Origin of the sequence: Rhizobium rhizoryzae (assembly GCF_011046895.1) — a bacterium.
Taxonomy (GTDB): Bacteria; Pseudomonadota; Alphaproteobacteria; order Rhizobiales; family Rhizobiaceae; genus Neorhizobium; species Neorhizobium rhizoryzae.
On record NZ_CP049250.1, the window covers coordinates 1,415,760 to 1,438,792 of the forward strand.

22 protein-coding genes and 1 tRNA gene are annotated in these 23,033 nt (G+C 58.7%); 10 read left to right on the forward strand and 13 right to left on the reverse strand.

All coding sequences use genetic code 11. The features are described 5' to 3' along the window. Positions 1-27 precede the first annotated feature (27 nt). A complete protein-coding gene (locus G6N80_RS12875) occupies positions 28-2,760 on the forward strand; it encodes a TIGR02302 family protein (RefSeq protein WP_165134296.1) in 2,733 nt (910 codons plus the stop codon). A 159-nt stretch (positions 2,761-2,919) separates the two neighbouring features. Here G6N80_RS12875 and G6N80_RS12880 read toward each other — a convergent pair whose 3' ends face one another. The 3 genes from G6N80_RS12880 to G6N80_RS12890 all read right to left on the reverse strand — a co-directional run bounded on the left by G6N80_RS12880 (position 2,920) and on the right by G6N80_RS12890 (position 4,835). Then, the gene (locus G6N80_RS12880; protein ID WP_165134299.1) at positions 2,920-3,294 is read right to left on the reverse strand and encodes a response regulator; all 375 of its coding nucleotides are present in this window, start codon (positions 3,292-3,294) and stop codon (positions 2,920-2,922) included. A gap of 123 nt (positions 3,295-3,417) precedes the next feature. Then, positions 3,418-3,963, reverse strand: coding sequence for a hypoxanthine phosphoribosyltransferase (hpt, locus tag G6N80_RS12885; protein WP_062556282.1), 546 nt, complete (start codon positions 3,961-3,963; stop codon positions 3,418-3,420). 143 nt (positions 3,964-4,106) lie between these two features. Beyond that, positions 4,107-4,835 carry a hypothetical protein gene (locus G6N80_RS12890; protein WP_165134302.1) on the reverse strand — a complete coding sequence of 243 codons (729 nt, stop codon included), beginning with the start codon at positions 4,833-4,835 and terminating at the stop codon, positions 4,107-4,109. Positions 4,836-5,048: 213 nt separating this feature from the next. On the opposite strand from G6N80_RS12890, the gene ftsE reads away from it, so the two are divergent. From ftsE to G6N80_RS12910, 4 genes are all read left to right on the forward strand, one after another. After that, positions 5,049-5,708 (forward strand): cell division ATP-binding protein FtsE, encoded by a 660-nt coding sequence (gene ftsE, locus G6N80_RS12895; RefSeq protein WP_062556281.1) that lies wholly within the window; start codon positions 5,049-5,051, stop codon positions 5,706-5,708. 100 nt (positions 5,709-5,808) lie between these two features. Further along, positions 5,809-6,759, forward strand: a complete 951-nt coding sequence (locus G6N80_RS12900; protein ID WP_156379304.1) for a cell division protein FtsX — start codon at positions 5,809-5,811, stop codon at positions 6,757-6,759. Positions 6,760-6,850: 91 nt separating this feature from the next. Further along, a complete protein-coding gene (locus G6N80_RS12905) occupies positions 6,851-7,546 on the forward strand; it encodes a YdcF family protein (protein WP_156379292.1) in 696 nt (231 codons plus the stop codon). A 94-nt stretch (positions 7,547-7,640) separates the two neighbouring features. Further along, positions 7,641-8,435, forward strand: coding sequence for a lysophospholipid acyltransferase family protein (locus tag G6N80_RS12910; protein ID WP_165134305.1), 795 nt, complete (start codon positions 7,641-7,643; stop codon positions 8,433-8,435). 74 nt (positions 8,436-8,509) lie between these two features. Here the strand turns inward: G6N80_RS12910 and G6N80_RS12915 are convergent, their stop codons facing one another. The 5 genes from G6N80_RS12915 to G6N80_RS12935 form a co-directional block, all read right to left on the reverse strand. Next, positions 8,510-9,439: an electron transfer flavoprotein subunit alpha/FixB family protein gene (locus G6N80_RS12915; protein WP_165134308.1), complete on the reverse strand. Its 930-nt coding sequence runs from the start codon at positions 9,437-9,439 to the stop codon at positions 8,510-8,512. Positions 9,440-9,463: 24 nt separating this feature from the next. Further along, on the reverse strand, positions 9,464-10,213 hold the full coding sequence (locus tag G6N80_RS12920) for an electron transfer flavoprotein subunit beta/FixA family protein (RefSeq protein ID WP_062556021.1): 750 nt from the start codon (positions 10,211-10,213) through the stop codon (positions 9,464-9,466). A gap of 188 nt (positions 10,214-10,401) precedes the next feature. Next, the gene (locus G6N80_RS12925; RefSeq protein WP_062556020.1) at positions 10,402-10,980 is read right to left on the reverse strand and encodes a cob(I)yrinic acid a,c-diamide adenosyltransferase; all 579 of its coding nucleotides are present in this window, start codon (positions 10,978-10,980) and stop codon (positions 10,402-10,404) included. 2 nt (positions 10,981-10,982) lie between these two features. Next, a complete protein-coding gene (locus G6N80_RS12930; RefSeq protein WP_062556019.1) occupies positions 10,983-11,180 on the reverse strand; it encodes a twin transmembrane helix small protein in 198 nt (65 codons plus the stop codon). A gap of 145 nt (positions 11,181-11,325) precedes the next feature. After that, complete coding sequence (locus G6N80_RS12935; RefSeq protein WP_165134311.1) at positions 11,326-12,159, reverse strand: SDR family oxidoreductase; 834 nt, start codon at positions 12,157-12,159, stop codon at positions 11,326-11,328. Positions 12,160-12,245: 86 nt separating this feature from the next. Between G6N80_RS12935 and G6N80_RS12940 the strand changes: the two genes are divergently transcribed. Then, positions 12,246-13,178 carry a YihY/virulence factor BrkB family protein gene (locus G6N80_RS12940; protein WP_376748647.1) on the forward strand — a complete coding sequence of 311 codons (933 nt, stop codon included), beginning with the start codon at positions 12,246-12,248 and terminating at the stop codon, positions 13,176-13,178. Here G6N80_RS12940 and gluQRS read toward each other — a convergent pair. Further along, the gene (gluQRS, locus tag G6N80_RS12945; RefSeq protein WP_165134314.1) at positions 13,119-14,021 is read right to left on the reverse strand and encodes a tRNA glutamyl-Q(34) synthetase GluQRS; all 903 of its coding nucleotides are present in this window, start codon (positions 14,019-14,021) and stop codon (positions 13,119-13,121) included. The two genes, G6N80_RS12940 and gluQRS, sit on opposite strands and share 60 nt — an antisense overlap. Before the next feature lie 33 nt (positions 14,022-14,054). On the opposite strand from gluQRS, the gene G6N80_RS12950 reads away from it, so the two are divergent. After that, positions 14,055-14,708: a DNA-3-methyladenine glycosylase family protein gene (locus G6N80_RS12950; RefSeq protein ID WP_062556016.1), complete on the forward strand. Its 654-nt coding sequence runs from the start codon at positions 14,055-14,057 to the stop codon at positions 14,706-14,708. 99 nt (positions 14,709-14,807) lie between these two features. Continuing rightward, positions 14,808-15,365 carry an HNH endonuclease gene (locus G6N80_RS12955; protein WP_062556015.1) on the forward strand — a complete coding sequence of 186 codons (558 nt, stop codon included), beginning with the start codon at positions 14,808-14,810 and terminating at the stop codon, positions 15,363-15,365. A gap of 16 nt (positions 15,366-15,381) precedes the next feature. On the opposite strand, the gene G6N80_RS12960 is transcribed toward G6N80_RS12955, so the two are convergent. After that, a complete protein-coding gene (locus G6N80_RS12960) occupies positions 15,382-15,900 on the reverse strand; it encodes a disulfide bond formation protein B (RefSeq protein ID WP_062556014.1) in 519 nt (172 codons plus the stop codon). 197 nt (positions 15,901-16,097) lie between these two features. On the opposite strand from G6N80_RS12960, the gene G6N80_RS12965 reads away from it, so the two are divergent. Then, positions 16,098-16,182 (forward strand) — tRNA-Leu (locus tag G6N80_RS12965). A gap of 100 nt (positions 16,183-16,282) precedes the next feature. Here the strand turns inward: G6N80_RS12965 and G6N80_RS12970 are convergent. The 3 genes from G6N80_RS12970 to secA form a co-directional block, all read right to left on the reverse strand. Continuing rightward, the gene (locus G6N80_RS12970; protein WP_082547276.1) at positions 16,283-17,551 is read right to left on the reverse strand and encodes a GNAT family N-acetyltransferase; all 1,269 of its coding nucleotides are present in this window, start codon (positions 17,549-17,551) and stop codon (positions 16,283-16,285) included. After that, the gene (locus G6N80_RS12975; RefSeq protein WP_165134317.1) at positions 17,544-18,965 is read right to left on the reverse strand and encodes a lipopolysaccharide biosynthesis protein; all 1,422 of its coding nucleotides are present in this window, start codon (positions 18,963-18,965) and stop codon (positions 17,544-17,546) included. Before G6N80_RS12975 ends, G6N80_RS12970 begins: the two co-directional genes overlap by 8 nt. A 214-nt stretch (positions 18,966-19,179) precedes the next feature. Further along, entirely contained in the window at positions 19,180-21,897 is a 2,718-nt protein-coding gene (gene secA / locus G6N80_RS12980) for a preprotein translocase subunit SecA (protein WP_062556278.1), read from the reverse strand. Positions 21,898-22,162: 265 nt separating this feature from the next. Between secA and G6N80_RS12985 the strand changes: the two genes are divergently transcribed. Then, a complete protein-coding gene (locus G6N80_RS12985; protein ID WP_062556277.1) occupies positions 22,163-23,005 on the forward strand; it encodes a peptidylprolyl isomerase in 843 nt (280 codons plus the stop codon). Positions 23,006-23,033 lie beyond the last annotated feature (28 nt).

Sequence of the window (23,033 nt, forward strand, 5' to 3'; positions counted from 1 at the left end):
CGCCGCCAGCTTCAGGAGACGGACCGCATGAGCCTTTCCCGCAAGGGCGCCTTTGAAACGCATCCGGCCTTGGCGCGCCGAGTCGCAACCAAGCGCTTCTTTGCGCGGCTCGTTCTCTTCCTCGAGCGGCTGGCGCCCAAGCTTCTCGCCCCGCTTTCCATTCTGGCTCTCGCGCTGTCCGTCGCGTGGTTTGGCCTGTTCCGGCTTATGCCAGACATTGCACGCTGGGCCGTCTTCTTCATCTTCATTTTTGCATTCCTGACATCTCTTCTGCCGCTCTCGCGCCTTCGCTGGCCTGCCGCCGCAGAGGCCGACCGGCTGCTGGAAAAGCGCAATCACCTGCCGCACCAGCCCGTGGGCGTGCAGGAAGATGAACCGGCCTTTGATTCCCCCTTCGCCCGGGCGCTCTGGAAAGAACACCAAATCCGCATGGCGCAAAGGATTGCGGATCTGGATGCCGGACTGCCGCAGCCGGATATCGCAAGCCATGACCGCTATGCGCTGCGCGCCATTCCAGCGCTTCTGGTCTTCGTGGCCTTTGCCTATTCCTATTCGAATGGTGGCGGCTCTGTTGCAGACATCGTCAGTCCGTCTGCTCCGCCCGCCAAGACCGACCCGGATCTGCGTATCGATGCGTGGCTGACGCCGCCGTCCTATACCGGTCGCGCCCCGATCTTCCTGACCGGCAACCAGTCGCCGACGCAGGACAAGATCATGGTGCCGCAATATTCGCAGCTGACCGTTCGAGTGACCGGTGGCGAAGGCGCTGAGTCGGTGAACTTCCTGCCCATGGAGGGTGGCGCACAGCGTGCGGTTCCCTTGCAGGATGAGCAGGCAAAGCCGGGGCAGACTGCACCCGGTTCGCAACCGCAGTCGACAGCACAGGCGACCCCCGCGCCCGCTAGCCCCGTGAATACGCCACGCACCTATGCCATGAAGATCAATGAAAGCGGCGATCTCTCTGTCAACGGCCAGCAGTGGCTGTTTGACGTCATTCCGGACAAGGTGCCGGAAATAGCCTTCGACAAGCCGCCGAGGCGCGCTGTCAACGGTGCGCTGGAGGTGATGGCCGTGGCGAAGGATGATTACGGGATCGTCAAGGCCGAGGCCAAAATAGAGCCAGTCGAACCGCCCGCGGAAGGCGCGAAGCCATTGTTTCCTGCACCTGAATTTCGGCTGACGCTGCCGCGACGCGGCAAGGAGCCGGAGATCCGCAGCACCACGAGCCGGGATCTGACGGAACATCCGCTCGCCGGCAAGCGGGTTCGCATCACGCTCGTTGCAACGGACGGCGCAGGGCAGGAGGGGCGCAGCGCGCCCGTGGAAATGATCATGCCCGGCAAGCGCTTTGTGGAGCCTCTGGCCGCAGCCGTGGCCGAGCAAAGGCAAGTCTTTGCGCTCGATACGCGACAGATGCCACGCGCATCGGCGCTCAACCAGGCGCTTTCGCTGCGTCCGGACGAAACGATACCGAACCTAAGTCACTATCTGCTGATCCGGTCGGCCCGCGAGCGCATGAAGCTGGCCCGAACGGAAGAGCAGTTGAAGGATACCGCTGCCTATCTGTGGGAAATAGCGCTTGGTATCGAGGATGGCGATCTCTCGCAGGCGGAACGCAGATTGCGCGATGCGCAGCAGGCACTTCAGGACGCGTTGCAGAACAATGCGTCGGAACAGGAAATCGCAAAGCTGATGCAGGAACTGCGTCAGGCCATGCAGAACTTCATGAACGAGCTTGCCCAGCGCATGCAGAACATGCCGCAGTCGCAGCAGAACATGCAGGCGCAGAATACGATCCGCCAGCGTGATTTGCAGCGGATGATGGACCAGATCGAAAATCTCGCCCGTTCCGGCAACCGCGACGCCGCGCAGCAGATGCTTTCCGAATTGCAGCGGATGATGAACAATCTGCAAGCTGGGCGGATGCAGCGCCCGCAGCAGGGTCAACAGCAGCAAAGCAATCCGATGCGTGAGCAGATCGACCGTCTCGGCGAGATCATGCAGGAGCAGCAGCGGCTGATGGACCAGACGCACCGCCTGAACGAGGCGCTGCGGGACCGCATGCAGCGCGGCAACCCGGACCAGCCCTATAATCAAGGGCAGAATCAGCAGGGTCAAAACCAGCAGGGCCAGAACCAGCAAGGTCAACAACAAGGCCAGCAGCAGGGCCAACAGGGCCAGAACGGGCAGCAGCAACCAGAGCAAATGACCGAGCAGCAGTTGCGCGAGGCATTGAAGCAGTTGCGGGCGCAGCAGGAGGGGCTCGGCCAGAAGCTGGATCAGTTGCAAAAGGGCCTGAAAGAACTTGGTATGGATCCCGGCCAGAACTTCGGTCAGGCCCAGAAAGAAATGGGCAATGCCGGCAAGGCACTAGGCAATGCCGAGGGTGATCAGGCCGTGGAAGGCCAGGGCAATGCGTTGAACGCCTTGCGGCAGGGCGCCCAGAACATGATGAACCAGATGATGCAGGCCATGCGCGGACAGCAGCCCGGCGAGGGTCAGGGGCAGGGCCAAGGTCCGGGGCAGGCTGGCCAAGGCAACCAGCAGGGTCGTGATCCGCTCGGTCGCGAAACGGGCGGTACGGATGGCTTGCCGGATACGCGTCTGCGGGTGCCGGATGAAATCGATGCGCAGCAGGCGCGGCGCATTCTCGATGCCATTCGCGAAAAGCTGAACGATACGCTTCAGGGCACGATCGGCAATCCGATGTTCAATGACATGGAGCGCCGCTACCTAGAGCGTTTGTTGGAAACGCGGTGATTAAAGCGGGTCGCGATCTTTCAGATTCGCTCCTGACGCTTTTATCTCTTTGGTTTGTCGCATGTCGTCATCGCAAAACCGCTGCACACTTTTGCGCGACATGCTAAAAGAGCCGCGGACGGGCCACGGCTTCCTGGCATTCAAGCTAATCTATTTGTATCAAGCGGCGCGGGAGGCTGTTGCCAAGGCCTGCGCCACAGCGCGGCGGATATCGGGAAGCGCAAAGGGCTTGTCGACGACATCGATAATTTTTGCCATCAGGTCGTCGGCGCGTTCGCGTTGTTCGGCATAACCGGTCATCAGCAGGATTTTCAGTTGCGGAAACTGATCGGCGGCACGGTGTGCCAGTTCGATACCATCCATGACCGGCATGCGAATATCCGACAGAAGCAGATCGAAACTGTCCTCGCTCAGGCGCTCCAGCCCCTCGGCACCATCGGCAGCTTCATAGGTCTCATGGCCGTCGAGACGGAGCGCGCGAGCAACGAAGGAGCGTAGCGAATCTTCGTCTTCGGTGATCAGGATCTTGGCCATGGCTTGGGTTACTCCGTGCATCAATTCGGGACCCAGATGACCTGTTTTTCCTTTTCGAGGAGTAAAGATTTGCCGGCACGGGGTGTTGATGGTTAACGCCCCGTGTCTTTCCGAGCCTCTGTTCTATTCTGCATCGCCCTTGACGACGCCGACGAATGGCAGTTCGCGGAAGGCGTAGGCGACATCCATGCCGTAGCCGACAACGAAGTAATCCGGGCATTCGAAGCCCACATAATCCGCTTCCAGCTTTTCCTTGCGCTTCACACTCTTGTCGAGAAGCACGGCAATGGTCACGTGGCGCGCGCCGCGTTCATAGAGCAGTTCCTTCGCAAACTTAAGGGTGCGACCGGACTCCAGAATGTCGTCGATCAGCAGAACGTCGCGGTCCTTGACGTCCGAATCGATATCCTTGACGATCCGAACGCCCTGGGAAACGGTGCCGGCGCCATAGCTGGAGAGGGTGATGAACTCGACTTCCGGCGCAAGACCGGTATCGTGCAGTGCGCGCAGTAGATCGGCTGCAAAGATGAACGAGCCCTTCAGAACGGCAATCACCAGCAGATCTTTTGTTGGGCCTTCGGCAATCTGCTTTGCCATGCTGCGGTTGCGCTCGGCAATCATTTCGGCGGTAAACAGCGGCTCGATAGTCTTGCCACGAACGACAGGCATCAGCGTCTCCTTGGACTTCCGGTGCGATTTTTCAGGATCTGCTCGCGGTGAACGGGCGCGCATCTCCAAAACGAAAATAGGAGCAGGTGGGGCGGCGCCATCTTGCGCCTTTCCTGCTCCGTTCAAGGCTCCGGATAGCACAATCAGGAGGCTGTGGCACCCGGTTCTATGAATGAAAGCTTCAATTGCGGGTTTTTTCCACCAGGATGGGGGATCCGGGCCGTGAAGCCGCGGCTTTGGTGCTGGCCAATTTCCGGGGCCGGAGGCTGGATGACCGTGGTGAAGACCACCTTGTCTCCCACCATCAGGTCGGCCCGCATAGGCTGTACCTTCCGGCTCACCGTTCCGCGATTTTCAATGATGCCGTAAATCTGCAGGATCTGCATGCCGCCGCTATCGTGATTGGCGAGCGAGACATTCGTGATGTCCAGGCCTTGTGCTGCCTTGGGAGTGTCTGTCGAAATCAGCGAGAAGCCGCCGGAAAAGCCGAAGACCATGACGAAAATGAAGGCGACGACGGCGGAAAAGAAATCCGCCGACATTTGCATCAGTTTCTGCTCGATCCGCTCGATCAGGCTTGCCTTTGGGGAAAGAGCTGGCTGATTTTCAGCCACAACATGAGGGCGTCTGGCGGGCTTTTGACGGGCGGTCTCCGCTCTGGTTGCGTTGTCATTGTGAAAGCCGGAGGGGGTGCGACGGGTTTCCTGTTCCCGCGATGGTTGTTTGGCGCTGTCGCGCACAGTCACAAACTCGGCATCTTCCACGATGCCGCGGCTCAAGGCACGACGGACTGACTTTGATCCCATCGAATCGGGAGGCAGGATATCGTAGCTGTTTTCGGACTTCGTACGCCGTGAGCGGAATGCATCCATGGCTTTCTCCGTGCTCTCGATCCACGGCCTTGTGAACCGCAGGCATTGAAACCTCATCCTGACAGTCGTAAAATTATATGGTTAATGCTTTGCAAACGGATCAGGCGACGGCAGGCTTTGCCATCGGCGAGAAAGGATCCGTCAACCCTTGCCGTTTACGAACGGTCGAGTCATCGTCACCCGAACACGAACACCCTCACACTGGATGTCGCATTGATTCATTTCGAAAATGTCGGCCTGCGCTATGGCATGGGACCCGAAATCCTGCGGGACCTGACCTTCGATATTCCGCGGCGATCGTTCCAGTTTCTCACGGGACCTTCCGGGGCAGGCAAGACGACGCTGCTCCGGCTTCTGTTCATGTCGCTGCAGCCGACACGCGGGCTGATTCGCATGTTCGACCGGGATCTGTCGCAGATACCACGCGCTGAATTGCCCATGTTGCGCCGGCGAGTCGGCATTGTTTTCCAGGATTTCCGCCTTCTGGATCACCTGACGACCTATGAAAACGTTGCGCTGCCTCTTCGAGTCCGGGGCAAGGATGAGGCGAGTTACCGGACAGATGTCATAGAACTTTTAAAATGGGTGGGGCTGGGTGAACGCATAAACGTGCTGCCTCCGGTTCTCTCAGGCGGGGAGAAGCAGCGCGCGGCCATTGCCAGGGCCTTGATGGATCGACCGGAGATCCTTCTTGCCGACGAGCCGACCGGCAACGTGGATCCACCCATGGCACGGCGTTTGCTCAACCTGTTTCTGGAACTGAACCGGCTGGGCACGGCCGTGGTGATCGCCACCCATGATCTGGGGCTGATGGATCAGGTGGATGCGCGGCGCATGATTTTGACCGAAGGGCGGCTCGATATTTATGAATGACCTGAACCGCCTGAAAAACGCGCTGAAGAAATCCGGTTCAAAACCGGAAAAGAAAACGGCCACGCCTATTAGTTCGAGTTCCGGCGGGCGCAGAACGGAGATGCGGGTTCGCCCAACAGGTCCGATCCTGCCGCCGTCGAATATTCAGGGCAATGCGCTGATGGTCGTCATTGCCATCATGTCCTTTCTCGCCTGCCTCACGTTCGGCGGGGTCAGCATGGTTCGAGCCACCGCTTCGAGCTGGGAGAGCCAGATTTCGCGTGAAATCACGATCCAGATCAAACCGCAGGACGGGCTGGACATGGATGCGGCGCTCAAGAAGGCGCGGGACCTTGCACTGACCTTTGTTGGGACCAAGCAAGGCACCATCATGGATGATGCGGCGACCGCGCGTCTGCTGGAGCCGTGGCTGGGCGCAGGGCTTGACCTGAAGGAACTGCCGGTCCCACGCCTCGTCATCATCACCATCGACGAGGCAAACCCGCCTGACTTCGCCGGAATGCGGGATCTGCTCAAGGCGGAGGTGCCGCAGGCCTTTCTTGACGATCACCGCACCTGGGTGGACCGGCTCGTTTCCATGGCGCATACGACGGTCCTGATCGGAATGAGCATTCTGATTCTGGTTTTCACGGCCATGATCCTGACTGTCATCTTTGCCACGCGCGGAGCGCTTTCCGGCAATCGCCATATCGTGGAAGTCTTGCATTTCGTGGGCGCCGAGAGCGGCTTCGTGGCCAGCGAATTCCAGAAACATTTCCTGAAAATCAGCCTGAAGGGATCGGCCGCCGGCGGCGCGCTTGCCGCGCTTCTGTTTGCTTCAGCTAGCCTTTGGCAGAGCAATTCTCTGGCTACGCCGCAGAGCGATCAGGCAACAGCCCTGTTTGGAACCTTTACGATCGATTTTTTCGGATATCTGGGAATTGTCGCAACCATGATCGTGATTGCGCTTTTGACCACGCTGACGGCGCGCTTTACGGTGATGCGGACGATCGACGAAATTGACCTGATCCGGTCCGATCCGGGTCGTTCTGATGGCATACCATCATCGTGAGAGATGATTACCTCTGTTTTCCTCAATCAACTCGGGCTATCTACGGAAAATGAGAGGTGACGAAGCAAAGCAGAGTACCGGGATTCCACATATGTTAACGCAACCGGGGCAGCGCGGATGGTTTCGTCGACATGGGCCCTTGCGGCGTATGCTACGCTATATCGGCATTTTTCTGCTTCTGGTGATTGCGCTGCTCTTCGGTGGGTTCCTGTGGTTTGCCGATACGGTCACCTCGCTGAAGGCGCCGGATGGTGTGAAAGCAGATGCCATCGTGGTGCTGACCGGAGGATACCAGCGGGTTGACCAGGCGGTCGGTCTGCTCCGGGACAAGGCAGGGCAAAGATTGTTGATCTCAGGTGCGCATCCGGCTGCTTCTCCCGGATCAATCCGTCGCGCGACACAGGCCTCGCCCGATCTGTTCAGGTGCTGCGTGGATATCGGCTACGAGGCACTCGATACCATCGGTAATGCCAACGAGATCACCCGCTGGATCAGCGACCATGACTATCGGTCCGTCCTGGTCGTAACGAACAACTATCACATGCCTCGAACCTTGCTGGAACTGCGACGGCGCGACCATCGAACGGAATTCATTCCCTATCCGGTCATCAATGCCGATCTCTCTCGAAAGGCCTGGTTTACGGAACCGGACGCCCTGCGCCTGATGCTGGCCGAATATGCCAAGATGGCAGCGGCCAGCATGCGGGCCGTGATTGGCTACAGCCAGAGTGACGGGTTGCGGTCCGAGCAGCAAATCGAGACCGAGAGCACGCAGCCCCGGCGTTGAGTGGTCTGAATATCCCCTGCGGTTGATGGGATCTGCTTTCGCTTCGGCGGCTCATGGTGTAGGGACGGGCCATTCTGCCATTCGGAAGCGCCTGATGCTTGCTCTGCGTTCGCAAATCTTCAATGTCCTGTTCTATGCAAACCTGATTGTCCGCATGATCGTGCTGACACCGGTGTATTTTCTGCTGCCGCGAAAGAAGGCCTATTCCGTGCCTAGAGCCTGGGCACGATCGAATCACTGGCTCATGGAAAAGATCGTCGGTACGACCTTCGAGATCGAGGGGCTTGAAAATATCCCCGAGACTGGCTGCATTTTCGCGCCCAAGCATCAAAGCTTCTGGGATACCTATGCCCTGCTGCCATGGATGAGCGACCCGGTCTACATCCTGAAAAGGGAGCTGACCTGGATTCCATTGTTCGGCTGGTATCTCAAAAAACAGCGGATGATTGCTGTCAATCGCGGTGCCCGCGGCAAGGTCATGGTCGATGTGATGCGGCGCACCAGGCTTGAAATGGACAAAGGCCGCCAGTTGATCATCTATCCGGAAGGCACGCGCCGTCCACCGGGTGCAGAGCCCGCCTATCGCTATGGCATCGCGCGGATCTACCGCGATGTACAGGTGCCGGTCGTGCCGATTGCCATGCAGCCCGGTCTTTTCTGGCCTCGCCGCAGCACGATGCGCTATCCCGGCCATTTCAAGGTTCGTATTCTTCCTGCCATTCAGCCCGGCATGGACCCGGATGCCTTTTTCGAACATCTGATCGACGTGCTTGAAAAGGCCAGCGATGAGGTGCTGCTGGATGCCGTGGAGCGTAATCCCGACCTGCCGCTGCCGCCAACCGCTGCCAAACGCGTTGCGGAACTGCGTCAACAGACGGGCGCGCCATAACCTTTCACAGCTGCAAGACTGCATAAAAAATGCCGCGTCAGTGACGCGGCATTTTTATTTCAGTTGACTTGGGATCAGAGCGACTTCTGCAGCTCCGGCAGAAGTTCGAACAGATCGCCGACGAGGCCGTAGTCAGCCACCTGGAAGATCGGGGCTTCCTCGTCCTTGTTGATGGCGACGATGACCTTCGAGTCCTTCATGCCTGCGAGATGCTGAATGGCACCGGAAATGCCGCAGGCGATGTAGAGATCGGGGGCAACCACCTTGCCGGTCTGGCCAACCTGCCAGTCGTTCGGGGCATAGCCCGCGTCGACGGCGGCGCGCGATGCGCCAACGGCTGCACCCAGCTTGTCTGCGAGCGGCAGGATGACTTCCTGGAACTTTTCCGAGGAACCCAGCGCGCGGCCACCGGACACGATGATCTTGGCGGAGGTCAGTTCAGGGCGATCGGACGACGACAGAGCATCTTCCACGAAGGAGGAGACACCCGGATTGCCGGCTGCCGAAATGGCTTCCACCGAGGCTGAGCCGCCTTCCGCCGTTGCAGCGAATGCCGCCGTGCGCACGGTGATCACCTTCTTGGCGTCTGTCGACTGTACCGTCTGGATGGCGTTGCCTGCATAGATCGGACGCTTGTAGGTGTCGGCTGAGACGACCTCGATGATTTCCGAAATCTGCATCACGTCCAGCAGGGCGGCCACGCGCGGCATGACGTTCTTGGCCGATGCGGTCGCTGCAGCGACAATGACATCGTAGGAGCCGGAGAGCGATACGACGAGATCGGCGAGCGGTTCCGCCAGGTTGTTTGCATAGGCGGCATCGTCGGCGAGCAGCACCTTCGATACGCCGGAGAGTTTCGCAGCAGCATCCGCCGCGCCCTTGGCGCCTGAGCCTGCCACCAGCACATGCACATCGCCGCCGATCTTGGCAGCGGCAGTCAGTGCCTTGGCGGTCTGGTCAGAGACGCTTGCGCCATCATGTTCTGCGAGAAGAAGAATAGCCATTTTACGTTTCTCCCTTTCGTATCCTTAGAGGACGCCAGCTTCGGTTTTGAGCTTTTCAACCAGTTCGGCCACGCTCTTGACCTTGATGCCCGCCTTGCGGCCACCCGGCTCTTCGGTTTTCAGAACCTTGAGACGCGGCGCGAGGTCAACACCGAAATCGGCTGGGGACTTCTTGTCGAGCGGCTTCTTCTTGGCCTTCATGATGTTTGGCAGAGAAGCATAGCGCGGCTCGTTGAGGCGCAGGTCCGTCGTGACGATAGCGGGCAGCTTCACGTCGATCGTCTGGAGGCCACCATCGACTTCGCGCGTGACTTTCGCAGACCCTTCACCGATCTCGACCTTCGATGCAAAGGTTGCCTGACCCCATTTCAGGAGGGCTGCCAGCATCTGGCCGGTCTGGTTGCTATCGTCATCGATGGCCTGTTTTCCAAGAATGACGAGACCCGGATTTTCCGCTTCGACCACGCCCTTCAGAAGCTTGGCAACGGCCAGCGGCTCCACGGCTTCATCCGTCTCGATCAGAATGCCGCGATCGGCGCCCATGGCGAGTGCCGTGCGGATGGTTTCTTCCGCCTTGGCCGGACCGATGGAAACGATGACGATCTCTTCTGCCTTGCCGGCTTCCTTGAGCCGCAGGGCTTCCTCCACCGAGATTTCGTCGAACGGGTTCATCGACATCTTGACGTTTGCAAGCTCGACGCCCGTACCATCCGCCTTCACACGGATCTTCACGTTGTAATCAACTACCCGCTTTACAGGCACCAGGATCTTCATGACTTCCTTCCTCAATTCGACTGATGGGGAAAATGCGGCCTCTCCCGAACCGCTGATTGTCAATGGGCGACATGGATACGCATTTTTGCACCGAACACAAAGAGTTTTCGGCCTTTCATAGATGTGGAATTGTCATGCCCCCATTCCAAGAGCGACATCGAGGATTGGCTCGGCAATGTTTTCGGGGCTCAGCGGTTCTTGCCTGGCACCCAGAGAATGTCGGCCTTTCCGCCCTCGTTGACGTACCTTGCCGCGACAAAGAGGAAGTCGGAAAGCCGGTTCACATATTTGAGTGCAGCCGGGCTGACAATTTCACCGTCGGCCTTCGAGAGCTCCACCATCAACCGTTCCGCGCGGCGCGATACGGTGCGCGCCACATGCAGATGGGCGGCAGCAGCGGAACCGCCAGGCAGGACAAAGGAGGTGAGTGGATCAAGCGCTGCATTCAGCTGGTCGATCTCTGCCTCGATGCGATCCACCTGCGACTGCACGATGCGTAGCGGTTCCCACTCAACTTTCTCCCCGGTGTCCGGGGTCGCGAGATCGGCTCCCAGATCGAAAAGATCGTTCTGGATGCGAAAGAGCATGGCGTCGAGATCGGCATGGGCGCCCGTATGCAGTCGCGCGACGCCGATCAGCGAATTGGTTTCATCGACCGTGCCATAGGCATCGACGCGAAGGTCATGCTTCAATCGCCGCGGGCCGGTCACCAGTCCTGTCGTTCCATCGTCGCCGGTGCGGGTGTAGATCTTGTTCAACTTCACCATGATCAGCGCCCCCCACCCGTCAGCCACAGGGTCAGCATGATAAGGATGATGGCAACAGCCTGCAGCATGACGCGCATCTGCATGAGCTTGTTCGAACGATTTACGTCCTGCCCCTTGACCATATTCATCAGGCCCTTGATCAGAACAAGGACCACGAGGCCCATGACGATCAGAGCCAGAACGGTGGTGAAACTCGACATGGTACTAAAGCCTTCCCCCTGAAAGGTGTCGCTGGTAAAACGCGCCCGTCAGATCTGGGGCGCGTCATCGATCCGGATTTATCGTTCGTCTTCGGGCAATCGCGGGAGCAAGACCGGTTTAAGGTCTTGCCTGGAATTGCCTTTGTCAGTCCATCCTACGAAGAAGCCGGTACAGCAGATCTGCAGGCAGCAGGCGCTTGGCCAGAACGCCCTTCTTCGCAGGCTTCGTTACGATGTAATGTGGCTTTGGACGAGGGGCGGTCAAGGCATGCCGCAGCACCTCATGCACGGCATCCGGGCCCAGCTTGTGCTTGTTCACCGGGCCAGACCCATCCAGCCGCGCAAGCTGGCGCTTGTATTCCTCCGCGTGAGCGGAATTTTCCACATCGATGTGGGCCTGAACGGCGGCAAGCGCATTGGCGGTGAAGCGCGACTCGATTGGTCCCGGCTCGATAAGGCTCACGAAGATGCCACTCCCATCCAGTTCCATGCGCAATGTGACGCTCAAGCCCTCGATGGCGTGCTTCGAGGCGTTGTAGGCTCCACGATACCGGAAAGGGACAAGGCCGAGAATTGATGAACACTGAACGATGCGGCCAAACCCTTGCGCTCGCATATAAGGAATGACCTGCCGTGTCAGTTCATGCCAGCCGAAGACATTGGTTTCAAACTGCAGCCGCAGCACATCTGTTGTCAGGTCCTCTACGGCGCCGGGCTGGCCATAGGCGCCGTTGTTAAAAAGCGCATCAATGGTGCCGCCGGTTCGGCGCACGACCTCTGCCACCATCGCAGAAATGGATTTCGGGTCCGTGTAATCCATGAGCAATGCCTCGATGCCATCGGCTTCGAGGGCGGCAAGGTGGACAGGATTTCTGACGGTGGCGAAAACCCGCCAACCTTCCTGTTTCAGGGCGCGGGCGCAAAAGGCGCCAATGCCGGAAGAACATCCAGTAATGATGATGCTTTTGCGCTCCGGCATTGTTTCTCCCTTACATTTTCCTTCGCGTTTCCCATATTTTGCCTGCAGTGACAACGGAGTTCCCCTTGGCAGAAGAAACGGCGAAGATCCGGTGGCATCGCCTTGCCTTCAAGGTGTTCTATGATGCCTATTGCCATTTCAACGACGATGACGGATGGGCCATGGCAAGCCATGTGGCCCTGTCGGGTTTGCTTGCGCTGTTTCCATTCCTGATTTTCGGCACGGCGCTTGCCGGATTTCTGGGCGCGAATACGTTCTCCGTAACCGCTGTTCATCTGCTGTTCGATACCTGGCCGTCCGATATTGCCGAGCCGCTGGCGGCGGAAATCAAACGCGTGCTCGACATTCCGCGCGGCGGTTTGCTGACGATCTCCGTTCTTGCCGCCGCCTATTTCGCCTCTAACGGTGTCGAGGCGCTGCGGATCTCCCTGAACCGTGCCTACCGGGTTGCGGAAAGCCGACCCTGGTATGTGACGCGTCTGACCAGCCTTGGCTATGTCATCGTGGCCGTCGTCATCTTCGCCGCGATCAGCATCGTACTCGTCGCGATACCGATTGCCATACGCGTGGCAGGAACGCGGTTTCCGTGGCTTCAGGACGAGCTAGCGGCCATCTCGAATTTTGGCGTGCTCGGTACGGTCATCGTGCTCTTCCTCGGCTTGATCGTGTGTCACAAGTTTCTGCCCGCCGGCAGCCGCCGGGTGATCGACATTCTGCCCGGTATCCTGCTGACACTGATGTGCTGGACCGGGTTCGCCTTCGTGTTCGCGTCCTATCTCTCGACATTCGCCAATTATGCGGCGACCTATGCCGGTCTCGCCTCCGTGATGATCGTTCTCGTTTTCCTCTATATGGTCGGCGTCATCTTCATGCTGGGTGCTGAAGTGAATGCAGCCCTGATGAAGTACCGCGTCTACTCGACGCTGAAACACGCCCGGGACTATCAGAAGGTCATTGCTTCAGACTTGAACGAGCCCCGGTTCGACGAAGCCCACAAGACGGCGGATATCCGCCGGTGAAAACCCCGCCTGGCGTAGGCTGCCAAGGCCGGTTGCCTGTGCACTTTTGGAAAGCTTTCGGCCATCCTCCCCAAGTACAAGCCTGTGGTGATGATAGACCAGCTGCGGCAGACCGAGCAATTCCTGCAGCAGTCGGTGCACGGATGTGGCATGGTACAGATCCAGGCCTCGAACGACATGGGTCACGCCCTGCGCCGCATCGTCGACCACCACGGAAAGGTGGTAGCTGGAGGGCGCATCCGAGCGTGACAGGATAACATCCCCCCACTGCGATGGATCGGCCGGGATGGTGCCGGTCTGGCCATCGCCTGTTTCCTGCCAGACAAGCGGCGCCAAGAACTCGTTCAGCGCCCGCGCCATATCCAGCCGGTAGGCAAAGCGGGGATGGCGCTTCATCAGATCGGCGCGTTCGGACGCGCTTCGGGCTCTGTCGTCCGCCGGGTAGTGCGGTGCGCCATCCGGGTCTCGCGGCCAGACTTCGCCTCGCGCTTCTGCCGCCGCAACGCGAGCCTTGACCTCCCCGCGCGTCATGAAGGCAGGATAGATAAGGCCACGATCCTCCAGCTTTCGCAGAGCGGCTTCGTAGGAGGCTATGTGTTCGGTCTGGCGCCGTACCGGCTCTTCCCATTCGAAGCCGATCCACCGAAGATCATCGTAAATGGCTTGCTCAAGCTCCGGTCGGCAGCGGGTCTGGTCGATATCTTCGATACGCAACAAAACGCGTCCGCCGCAGGATTGCGCGATCTGCCGGTTCAGCAATGCCGAGAGGGCATGGCCCAGATGCAGCGGGCCATTCGGGCTAGGTGCAAAACGAAAAACGGAATGAGGATCAGGCGCAGACATGCTTCCTTGTGACAGAAAACGATGAGACTGACGATGAATTTGATACGAAACGAAGCCGACATCGACGAGGGTCTTGCCCGTCTTGTGGAGATCGATCCCCTTCTGGCGCCCGTTATTGCCGCGGCTGGTCCGGTGCCGCTTCGGCTGCATGAACCCGGCTTTGAGGGATTGGCATACATCATCGTTTCGCAGATGATTTCAAAAACCGCCGCCAATGCGATCTGGGCGCGCATGGTGGACAAGGGCGCGCATTCGGCCACAGGCTATCTTGCCTGCTCGCCTGAACTCGTGGCGAGCTTCGGGCTTTCGCGTGCGAAAGCCTCGACGCTTGAAGGTGCAGCGCGGGCAATCATCAATGGAGATCTCGACCTCGATGGCCTGACCGGGCTTTCAGCGGCCGAGGCGATCGGTAAGCTGACGGCGCTGAAGGGCATTGGGCGGTGGACGGCAGAGGTCTATCTGATGTTCTGTCTGGGCGAGCGCGATGTGTTTCCGGCGGGTGACGTGGCGCTGCGTGCAGCCGTCGGCCATGCACTTGGCAATGCTCTGGGCCACGAGGTGCGACCATCTATCGCAGAGGTGGAGAGCATTGCCACCCGGTGGAAACCCTATCGCGCCGTCGCGGCACTGCTGTTCTGGGCCTATTACGCGACGTGTATGGGCCGAAACGCTATCCCTATCAACTGATTCGCGAATCTGACCCTGCGACATCAAAAGGGCTTCACATTCCTGTAACAACGGACCTAATATAGAATAGACACAAGCCGAATCGGTGAGGAGCGTTCGTTGACGATAGCAGTCTCCCCGCAGGCCCTGCCGGCGCTCGTATTGAACGCTGACTACCGGCCTCTGAGTTATTACCCCTTGTCGCTCTGGTCCTGGCAGGACGCGATCAAGGCAGTCTTCCTTGACCGTGTGAATATCATAGCCGAATACGACCACTCGGTTTCCTCTCCCACCTTCTCGATGCGATTACCGAGTGTCGTCAGTCTCAAGACCTACATTCAGCCAACACGAAATCCGGCCTTTACCCGCTTCAACGTCTTCCTTCGCGACAAATTCGAATGCCAATACTGTGGCTCGCGCGAAGACCTTACTTTCGATCACGTGATACCCCGGGCCCATGGCGGGGAAACAACCTGGGAAAATGTCGTGGCCGCCTGCTCACCCTGCAACTTGCGCAAGGGTAGCAAACTTCCAAAGCAGGCAGGCATGTTCCCGGCCCAGAAGCCCTATCCCCCCACCGTGCAGGATCTCCACAATAACGGGCGACTTTTCCCGCCAAACTACCTGCACGAAAGCTGGATGGATTACCTCTACTGGGATTCCGAGCTTCAGCCGTAACGTCGGCTGACCTGGATTAGGCCTTTTTCACGATGGCGCGGATGCCGATCGCTGCAAGCGCAATGCTGGCTATGACATTCCAGCCTGCAAAAGAAAGACCCAGAACGCGCAGGGCTGCTTCCGTGCAGGAGGGGCCATGAACCGAGTTCAGGTCACTCAACAGATTTCCGGCATTGGTGGTTAGCCCGTTGGCGGTGGTGGAGCAGGTTGCCGGTCCCGCCCAGAAGCCCCACTCGACGCCTGAGTGATAGATACCCATGCCCGCACCCACCAGCATCATGATCACGACAATACCCAGGAGGCCTCGCGTTACATTGGCAGGAAGGCGAAATACAGCGGTGGCAAGCGCTCCGAGCGCGACTGGAATGGCCCAGTAGTAGGGTTCGCGCTGCAGCAGGCAGAGCGCGCAGGGAATGTATCCGCCAAGGTGCTGGAAGCCAAGCGCGGTGCCAACCGTTGCCGCCATGCCGATAGCCAGGGCAAGGGAGTGGCCCATCAGGCTGCGGCGAAGATCTGGAGATTGGGTGGCGGACATGGAAAAGCTCCGGATGGAAAGGCTGAGGTTCTGATAGGCAAGTCGAGAGCCGCTGTAAATGTTTCTGGTGCCGCAGGGACATCCGAAAGACGGCAAAAGATCGTGAGTGACTTTCTCGCAAATCAAGACGGAAACATTCCGGCAACGGCTTGCGCCGTGCCTTTTGGCTATGCTAGACGCAAATCACCTGTTTCGATGCCCCGTTGGCGGAATTGGTAGACGCGCCTGACTCAAAATCAGGTTCCGAGAGGAGTGCTGGTTCGATTCCGGCACGGGGCACCATCGAACCTGTTGCAGGTCTTTGTTTTCGTTTTTCAATGATTTTTGAGACTCTGGCTCGCCGAGTGGCGGGTGGAGCATGTATCGCTAGCGATAACTTTTCCTACCCGTCCCGACCGGCAAGTCCGAGGATTTTCTCGCGCAGGATTCGCGCCATGTTTCGCGTGTTTCGATAGAGATGAAGTTGTGCGGCGACCTGGCGCACATCGCGGTCGCTGTTTTCCCTCAGGCCGATTACCAGACTTCCCATCTCTTCCCGCTCCGTCCAGAAGCGGCTCATGATGGGATGATCCGGTACGGCACAGGAATCGCTACGCTGGATGTTGAGGTCGTCCAGATGCCATTCGGTCAATTTCATCATGAGAAGTTTGCCCGGCGAGTAAGCGGCAAAGTTCTCATCATAGGCAGTCTTCCAAGTATAGGCTTCTCCAGCCATGACAAAGACGACGAGCGAGGCAATCGCGCGGCCGTTCAGGTTGACCGTGTGAATACGCACAGCGTCGATGTCCGACAGGTTACCGATCGCCTCCCGGGCGAAGGCTGCGCGGAAACGGTCATTGATCAGGGCCGAACGTTTGCGTCCCTTCCAGCCCTTGCCTTCCAGCGCCAGAAACTCCTCCGTTCGCCGGCGGATGTCGTCGGGCTGACGGGCAACGTCATAGGTCACGGTTCCCAACCGCTCCAGATGCCGCCACTGTCGGCGCATTTCCCGCAGATGGTGGGATGAGATTGCTCGGCGCAGATAGAGTTCTGGATCTTCCGTGCTCTGCAGGAAAGGGCGCTGGAACGTGTTGGTGATGCTGACCGGCAGGTTTCGCGCTACCGCGACCGCGCGCATCAACTGCGCGAAGCGACCATTGAGCCGCAGGTCTGGAAGGACGAGGACGTCAGGCAGGCGCAACTGCTTCTGGCTCAGTGCATCGAGCAGATTGTCGAGGGTTTCAGCCGCATCCTCTGCATCGAGCAAAGGTGTTCCCAATGGACCGAACGGGTTCGCCCATGCCCGGATAATGGAAGCACCCAGCGAAAAGCCTGGCTTCTCCTGCGAGAAGGGCATCAGCAGCCGCATACGGCTGCGATTGTTGTTGTCATCGCGGATCAGGGCGAACTGGACCTGACGATCCTCCACGCGCGGCATGGCGGGCGCCAGCATGCGTCCCGTAAAGAAGACATTCGGCTCCATGGCGCGGTTTGACAGGAAATCCAACTCCTCCTGCAGATCATAGCCCATCGATGCCGGATAGATGGACAAGGTCCGTCCCGGTCTGCCGACCGATGCCTTGATCGGAGCTTCGGGAATGGACAGCTTCGGCTTTTGAGGCGTGACGTCCAGATCAAGACGAAAAGGACCGCGGGGCGGAAGCTCAACCATGGGATGCTCCTTCCGTATTTGGGTTTTTCACCGCGCGGGCGAAGGCGAACAGGATGATCCCGAGCTTTTTGCGCACAGCTATATGGAGGAGGACTGCCTCCAGCATCATGGCGCTTGCAGTCGCCGAGGCAGCACCGTAGAGGCCGAAACGCGGAACGATAATGATGTTTACCGTCACCGCGAAAGCGAGCACCACGGCATAGATGGCAACGCAGAGAGACTGGCGTCCAGCCATGTTCAGGAGAACTTCGCCCGGGCCGACGAGTGCCTTGGCAAGGATGCCAGCCAACAAGATGACCATCAGTGGGTAGCCGCTGGTGAAGGCGGGACCGAAAAGGCCGAGAAGGATTTCTCCCATCGCCAGAACGGAAAGGCCGACCACCAGAGCCGGCCAGAAGGACCAGCGGGCTGCCTGTGCTGCAAATTGCGCCAGCGATGATTGATCGTGTTCTGCAAGTATGCCGGCAAAGCGCGGTGCTGCCGCTGCCTTGACGGAGAAGTAGACAAACTGAACAAGGGCGATGGTCTTTGCGGCGGCGTAATAGACGGCGACCTGATCCGGCGGCAGGAAGAAGCCGACGACGACGACATCCGCATTGGTCAACAGGAAGCCGATGCCATCGACGAGGAACAATGGCAGCGAGAAGCGAAACCAAGGCATCAGCGCAAACGAAAGTGCGCCCCTGCCGAGCTGGCGACGCAGACGGTAGGTCATCCGGATGAACTGGAACAATGTGGTGATGTAGGTCGCAGCAAGGGCGGCCTCCATCGCCGTTCGAGCGGACTGCGGCTGACCGCTCCACACGGCCACAAGCATGAGAAACAGGATCAGCAATGGACGGATGATATAGGTGGGGCTGAGTGCGGTGACGGCCCAGCCGTTCGCGCGGGCCGTTCCGTCCAGCACGTCACCCAGCGCGATCATCGGCAGCGTGAACAGACCCAGGAAGACCGGTATCAACCAGTAATCCGGTACGAGACTGTCGAAGACTGTCATGAATACGAGGCCGGATACGGCAAGCGTCGTGGCCGAAAGCATGGCGACGATGCGTGCCGTCCAGTTCAGGCCGCGCACCAGTTCGCTTTCGCCGCGGTTCTGATGCTGTGGCAGGAAGCGGATGACGGCCGTATGAAAGCCGAGGCAGGACAGATTGCCGAAGACGACAACCAGAACCCAGACGAAGGCAAAGATGCCGTATTCGAATTCGCCCATCAGGCGGGCCAGAATGATCTGGGAGAGGAAGGCGATCGCTGCGCTGATGATGCGGATGGCAAAGGCAATCAGGGCCATACGCTGGGCGCGCGCCGTTTCACTATCGTCACGCAGGATCGGTTCCAGCCGACGCAGCAAAGGCGTCAGCCGGTTCTTCAGGCCAAGCGGCAAAAGCCGCTCTGCTGTTTCGATCACTGTCATGAAAAACGCAATACTCTTGGCGCAGCAATTATATATGCCAATTCTGCGCCGTGCACGGTTAAGGAAGCGTGATTCTGTTTCGTAAAAACACACTGATCGTGGCACATCTTTCGTGTGCATCACCCTTGCAGACGTTACTTCAGGCCGTGCCATGCAAAAAGGCCCCGGAAACCGGAGCCTTTCAGATATTGCTCATTCGATTTAGTTTTGCGTATCAGGCCTGCTCGAACGCGCCATGGCAATGCTTGTATTTCTTGCCGGAACCGCAAGGGCAGGGTTCGTTGCGACCAACGCGTCCCCAGGTCTGCGGGTCATTGGGGTCACGGTCTTCCGGAGCAGCCACAGCCATGAAGCCGCCGCCGTTCTGGCCAAACTCGTCCTCACCGGTCGTCGCGTCGAGATGATGAACCTGCATGACCGGCGGTGGCTGAGGTGCCTCCGGTTCGTCACGCATCAGTTCAACACGCATCAGCTGCGCCGTTACACCCTCGCGCAGGTTCGCCAGGAGCGCCTGGAAGAGTTCGAAGGCTTCCGCCTTGTATTCCTGCAAGGGGTCACGCTGGGCGTAGCCTCGGAAGCCGACGACAGACCGCAGATGGTCCAGATTGACGATATGCTCGCGCCACAGATGATCGAGCGTCTGGAGCAGAACGGACCGCTCGACATAGGTCATGATTTCGGCGCCGAAACGCTCGGCACGATCCTTGGCCGCAGCGTCTGCAGCCGCTGTGATGCGTTCGCGGATATCGTCTTCCGCGATGCCTTCTTCCAGCACCCAGTCTTGGATAGGCAGATCGAGGTTCAGCTGTTGCAGAACCGCTTCCTTCAAGCCGACCGCATCCCACTGCTCGGCGTATGCCCGCTCTGGAATATGCTTGGTGACCAGGATCTCGATCACTTCATGACGCATGTCGGTGACGGTTTCCGTGAGGTCCGTCGCGTCCATCAGTTCGATACGCTGTTCGAAGATCACCTTGCGCTGATCATTCGTCACGTCATCATACTTCAGCAGGTTCTTGCGAATATCGAAGTTGCGGGCTTCGACCTTCTTCTGCGCGCGCTCCAGAGCCTTGTTGATCCACGGATGGACGATGGCTTCGCCGTCCTTGAGCCCCAGCTTCTGAAGCATGCTGTCCATGCGATCCGAGCCGAAAATGCGCATCAGGTCATCCTGAAGCGACAGATAGAACTTGGAACGACCCGGGTCACCCTGACGACCGGAGCGGCCGCGCAGCTGGTTGTCGATACGCCGGCTTTCATGGCGCTCGGTTGCCAGGACGTAGAGCCCGCCTGCGGCGAGTGCCTTTTCCTTCAACTGCTTGACCTCGGCGCGGATGGCCGCTTCCTTCGCGTCGCGCTCCGGACCCGGCTCCATGCCGTCCAGTTCGCGCTCGAGGCGCATGTCGATATTGCCGCCAAGCTGGATGTCGGTACCGCGACCGGCCATGTTGGTGGCGATCGTGACAGCGCCGGGAACGCCAGCCTGACTGACGATGTAGGCTTCCTGCTCGTGATAACGGGCGTTCAGGACGTTGAACTTCTCGAAGCCCGCCTGCTTGAGCATGGCCGCCAGAAGTTCCGACTTTTCGATGGAGGTCGTACCCACCAGAACCGGCTGGCCCTTTTCATGGGCAGCCTTGATCTCTTCGATGATCGCCTTGAACTTCTCTTCCGCGGTCCGGTAGACCTCGTCGCTTTCATCGATACGCTGGATCGGGAGGTTGGTCGGAACTTCCACGACATCCAGACCATAGATGTTGGAAAACTCTTCCGCTTCCGTTGCAGCCGTACCGGTCATGCCGGCCAGCTTTTCATACATCCGGAAATAGTTCTGGAAGGTAATGGACGCCAGGGTCTGGTTTTCCGGCTGGATCTGCACCTTTTCCTTGGCTTCGAGCGCCTGGTGCTGGCCTTCGGAATAACGGCGACCGGGCATCATGCGGCCGGTGAATTCGTCGATGATGACGATCTCATCGTTGCGGACGATGTAATCCTTGTCGCGCTGGAAGAGCTTGTGTGCCTTCAGCGCATTGTTGATGTGGTGAACGATCGCAACGTTCTCGACGTCGTAGAGCGACTCGCCCTTCAGAAGGCCCGCCTGACGCAGCAGGTTCTCGAGTTTTTCCGTGCCGACTTCGGAGAAATTGGCGGAGCGCTGCTTTTCGTCGATCTCGTAATCTTCCGGTGTCAGGGCCGGGATGAAGCTGTCGATCGTGTTGTAGAGTTCGGAGCGGTCGTCCAGCGGACCGGAAATGATGAGCGGCGTGCGCGCTTCATCGACGAGGATCGAGTCCACTTCGTCGACGATCGCGAAGTAGTGGCCGCGCTGAACCATCTGGCCGCGATCATACTTCATGTTGTCGCGCAGATAATCGAAACCGAGTTCGTTGTTCGTCGCGTAGGTAATGTCGCAGGCGTAGGCCGCGCGGCGCTGGTCGTCATCGAGACCGTGGACGATAACGCCCGTCGTCAATCCCAGGAAGCCGTAGAGGCGGCTCATGATGCCCGCGTCGCGGCTGGCGAGATAGTCGTTGACGGTCACGACGTGGACACCACGCCCTGTCAGCGCATTAAGATAGACCGGAAGCGTCGCGACAAGCGTCTTGCCTTCGCCGGTCTTCATTTCTGCGATTGCGCCCTGGTTCAGGATCATGCCGCCGGTCAACTGTACATCGAAGGGTCGCATGCCGAGCACACGGCGCGCTGCTTCGCGAACCACAGCGAAAGCGGGGACAAGAATGTCTTCGACCGTCTTGCCGTTTGCCAGCTCCTGCCGGAATTCAACCGACTTTGCTGCAAGCTGCTCGTCGGTCAGCGCCTTCATCTTCTCTTCAAGGGCGCTGATGGCTTCCACGCTCGAACGATAGCCGCGCACGCGGCGATCGTTGGCGGAGCCGAAAAATTTGCGTGCAATCGCACCAAGGCTGACCATGCACATGGTCCTTTCTGAATCGATTTGGCATCAGGCTGCCGAGCGCTCCTGGTTACTGCTTCAGTCGATGAAATTTTCACAGACAAATTACAGTACCCGCCCGGAAACTGTTCTAGACGCGAAGTAGCGTGACAGATAAGAGGGGGGTTGAATGATGTCAACGGTTCTGGCCGATACAGAATGGCCACAATCCGGTGTTTCTGAAGGTGCCATGGCCGGAATCGGGCAGACTGAAACCGGTGCTTTACTTGAAAGGTCCTACCTTATGTTTCGCTCCAAATTCGTCGCAGCGGCGACCCTGGCCGCAGCGTTCACGTTCCACTCGCCTCTCGCTGCGCAGGACAACCCTGTCGTTGCGAAAGTGGGTTCGGTGGAAATTCGCAAGTCCGACCTCGATACGGCAATCGCAAATCTGAGCGCGCAGTATCAGCAGCTGCCGGACGAACAGAAGACCGTCGCGGCGCTTTCGCAGGTCATCGATATCAAGCTGGTGGCCAAGAAGGCTGAAGATGCCGGAATCCAGAACAGCGATGATTTCAAGCAACGCATGGTGTTCCTCAAGGAACGCGAACTGCACAATGCCTATCTGCGCGATCAGTTCGACAAGCTGAAGCCGGAAGAGGTCAAGGCACGCTACGACAAGGAAATCGCAGCGATGCCGAAGGAAGAAGAAGTTCACGCACGTCATATCCTGGTGAAGACCGAAGACGAAGCCAAGGACATCATCAAGCAGCTTGATGCCGGCAAGGACTTCATCGAACTGGCCAAGGCCAAGTCTGAAGATTCCAGCAAGTCCGACGGTGGCGATCTTGGCTACTTCACCAAGGGCCGCATGGTTCCTGAATTCGAAGAGGCAGCCTTCTCGCTTCCAAAGGGAAGCTATACCAAGACCCCGGTGAAGTCGCAGTTCGGCTATCACGTCATCAAGGTCGAGGATAAGCGCAATGCCCAGCCGCCAGCTTTCGACCAGGTTGAGCCGCAGGTTCGCCAGATCGTGATGCAGGAAAAGTATTCGTCCATCATCGATGAAGCCAAGAAGGCCCAGAAGGTGGAAATCGTGGACGAAAATCTGCGCAAGGGCTATGACGAACTGACCAAGAGCGAGTAATAGCTCTTAACAAGCCTGCACCGGCCCG

Bases quoted from the DNA above. Each gene is read 5' to 3' on its own strand.
- G6N80_RS12950 (WP_062556016.1), top strand. From the start codon at position 14,055: ATGAATTTGATACGAAACGAAGCCGACATCGACGAGGGTCTTGCCCGT.
- G6N80_RS12890 (WP_165134302.1), bottom strand. From the start codon at position 4,835: ATGGATGCATTCCGCTCACGGCGTACGAAGTCCGAAAACAGCTACGAT.
- G6N80_RS12915 (WP_165134308.1), bottom strand. From the start codon at position 9,439: ATGGCTATTCTTCTTCTCGCAGAACATGATGGCGCAAGCGTCTCTGAC.
- hpt (WP_062556282.1), bottom strand. From the start codon at position 3,963: ATGCCTGTCGTTCGTGGCAAGACTATCGAGCCGCTGTTTACCGCCGAA.
- G6N80_RS12970 (WP_082547276.1), bottom strand. From the start codon at position 17,551: ATGGTTGAGCTTCCGCCCCGCGGTCCTTTTCGTCTTGATCTGGACGTC.
- G6N80_RS12925 (WP_062556020.1), bottom strand. From the start codon at position 10,980: ATGGTGAAGTTGAACAAGATCTACACCCGCACCGGCGACGATGGAACG.
- G6N80_RS12975 (WP_165134317.1), bottom strand. From the start codon at position 18,965: ATGACAGTGATCGAAACAGCAGAGCGGCTTTTGCCGCTTGGCCTGAAG.
- G6N80_RS12900 (WP_156379304.1), top strand. From the start codon at position 5,809: ATGCGGGTTCGCCCAACAGGTCCGATCCTGCCGCCGTCGAATATTCAG.
- G6N80_RS12930 (WP_062556019.1), bottom strand. From the start codon at position 11,180: ATGTCGAGTTTCACCACCGTTCTGGCTCTGATCGTCATGGGCCTCGTG.
- G6N80_RS12875 (WP_165134296.1), top strand. From the start codon at position 28: ATGAGCCTTTCCCGCAAGGGCGCCTTTGAAACGCATCCGGCCTTGGCG.
- secA (WP_062556278.1), bottom strand. From the start codon at position 21,897: ATGGTCAGCCTTGGTGCGATTGCACGCAAATTTTTCGGCTCCGCCAAC.
- G6N80_RS12905 (WP_156379292.1), top strand. From the start codon at position 6,851: ATGTTAACGCAACCGGGGCAGCGCGGATGGTTTCGTCGACATGGGCCC.
- G6N80_RS12880 (WP_165134299.1), bottom strand. From the start codon at position 3,294: ATGGCCAAGATCCTGATCACCGAAGACGAAGATTCGCTACGCTCCTTC.
- G6N80_RS12985 (WP_062556277.1), top strand. From the start codon at position 22,163: ATGTTTCGCTCCAAATTCGTCGCAGCGGCGACCCTGGCCGCAGCGTTC.
- G6N80_RS12910 (WP_165134305.1), top strand. From the start codon at position 7,641: ATGCTTGCTCTGCGTTCGCAAATCTTCAATGTCCTGTTCTATGCAAAC.
- G6N80_RS12920 (WP_062556021.1), bottom strand. From the start codon at position 10,213: ATGAAGATCCTGGTGCCTGTAAAGCGGGTAGTTGATTACAACGTGAAG.
- gluQRS (WP_165134314.1), bottom strand. From the start codon at position 14,021: ATGTCTGCGCCTGATCCTCATTCCGTTTTTCGTTTTGCACCTAGCCCG.
- G6N80_RS12960 (WP_062556014.1), bottom strand. From the start codon at position 15,900: ATGTCCGCCACCCAATCTCCAGATCTTCGCCGCAGCCTGATGGGCCAC.
- G6N80_RS12935 (WP_165134311.1), bottom strand. From the start codon at position 12,159: ATGCCGGAGCGCAAAAGCATCATCATTACTGGATGTTCTTCCGGCATT.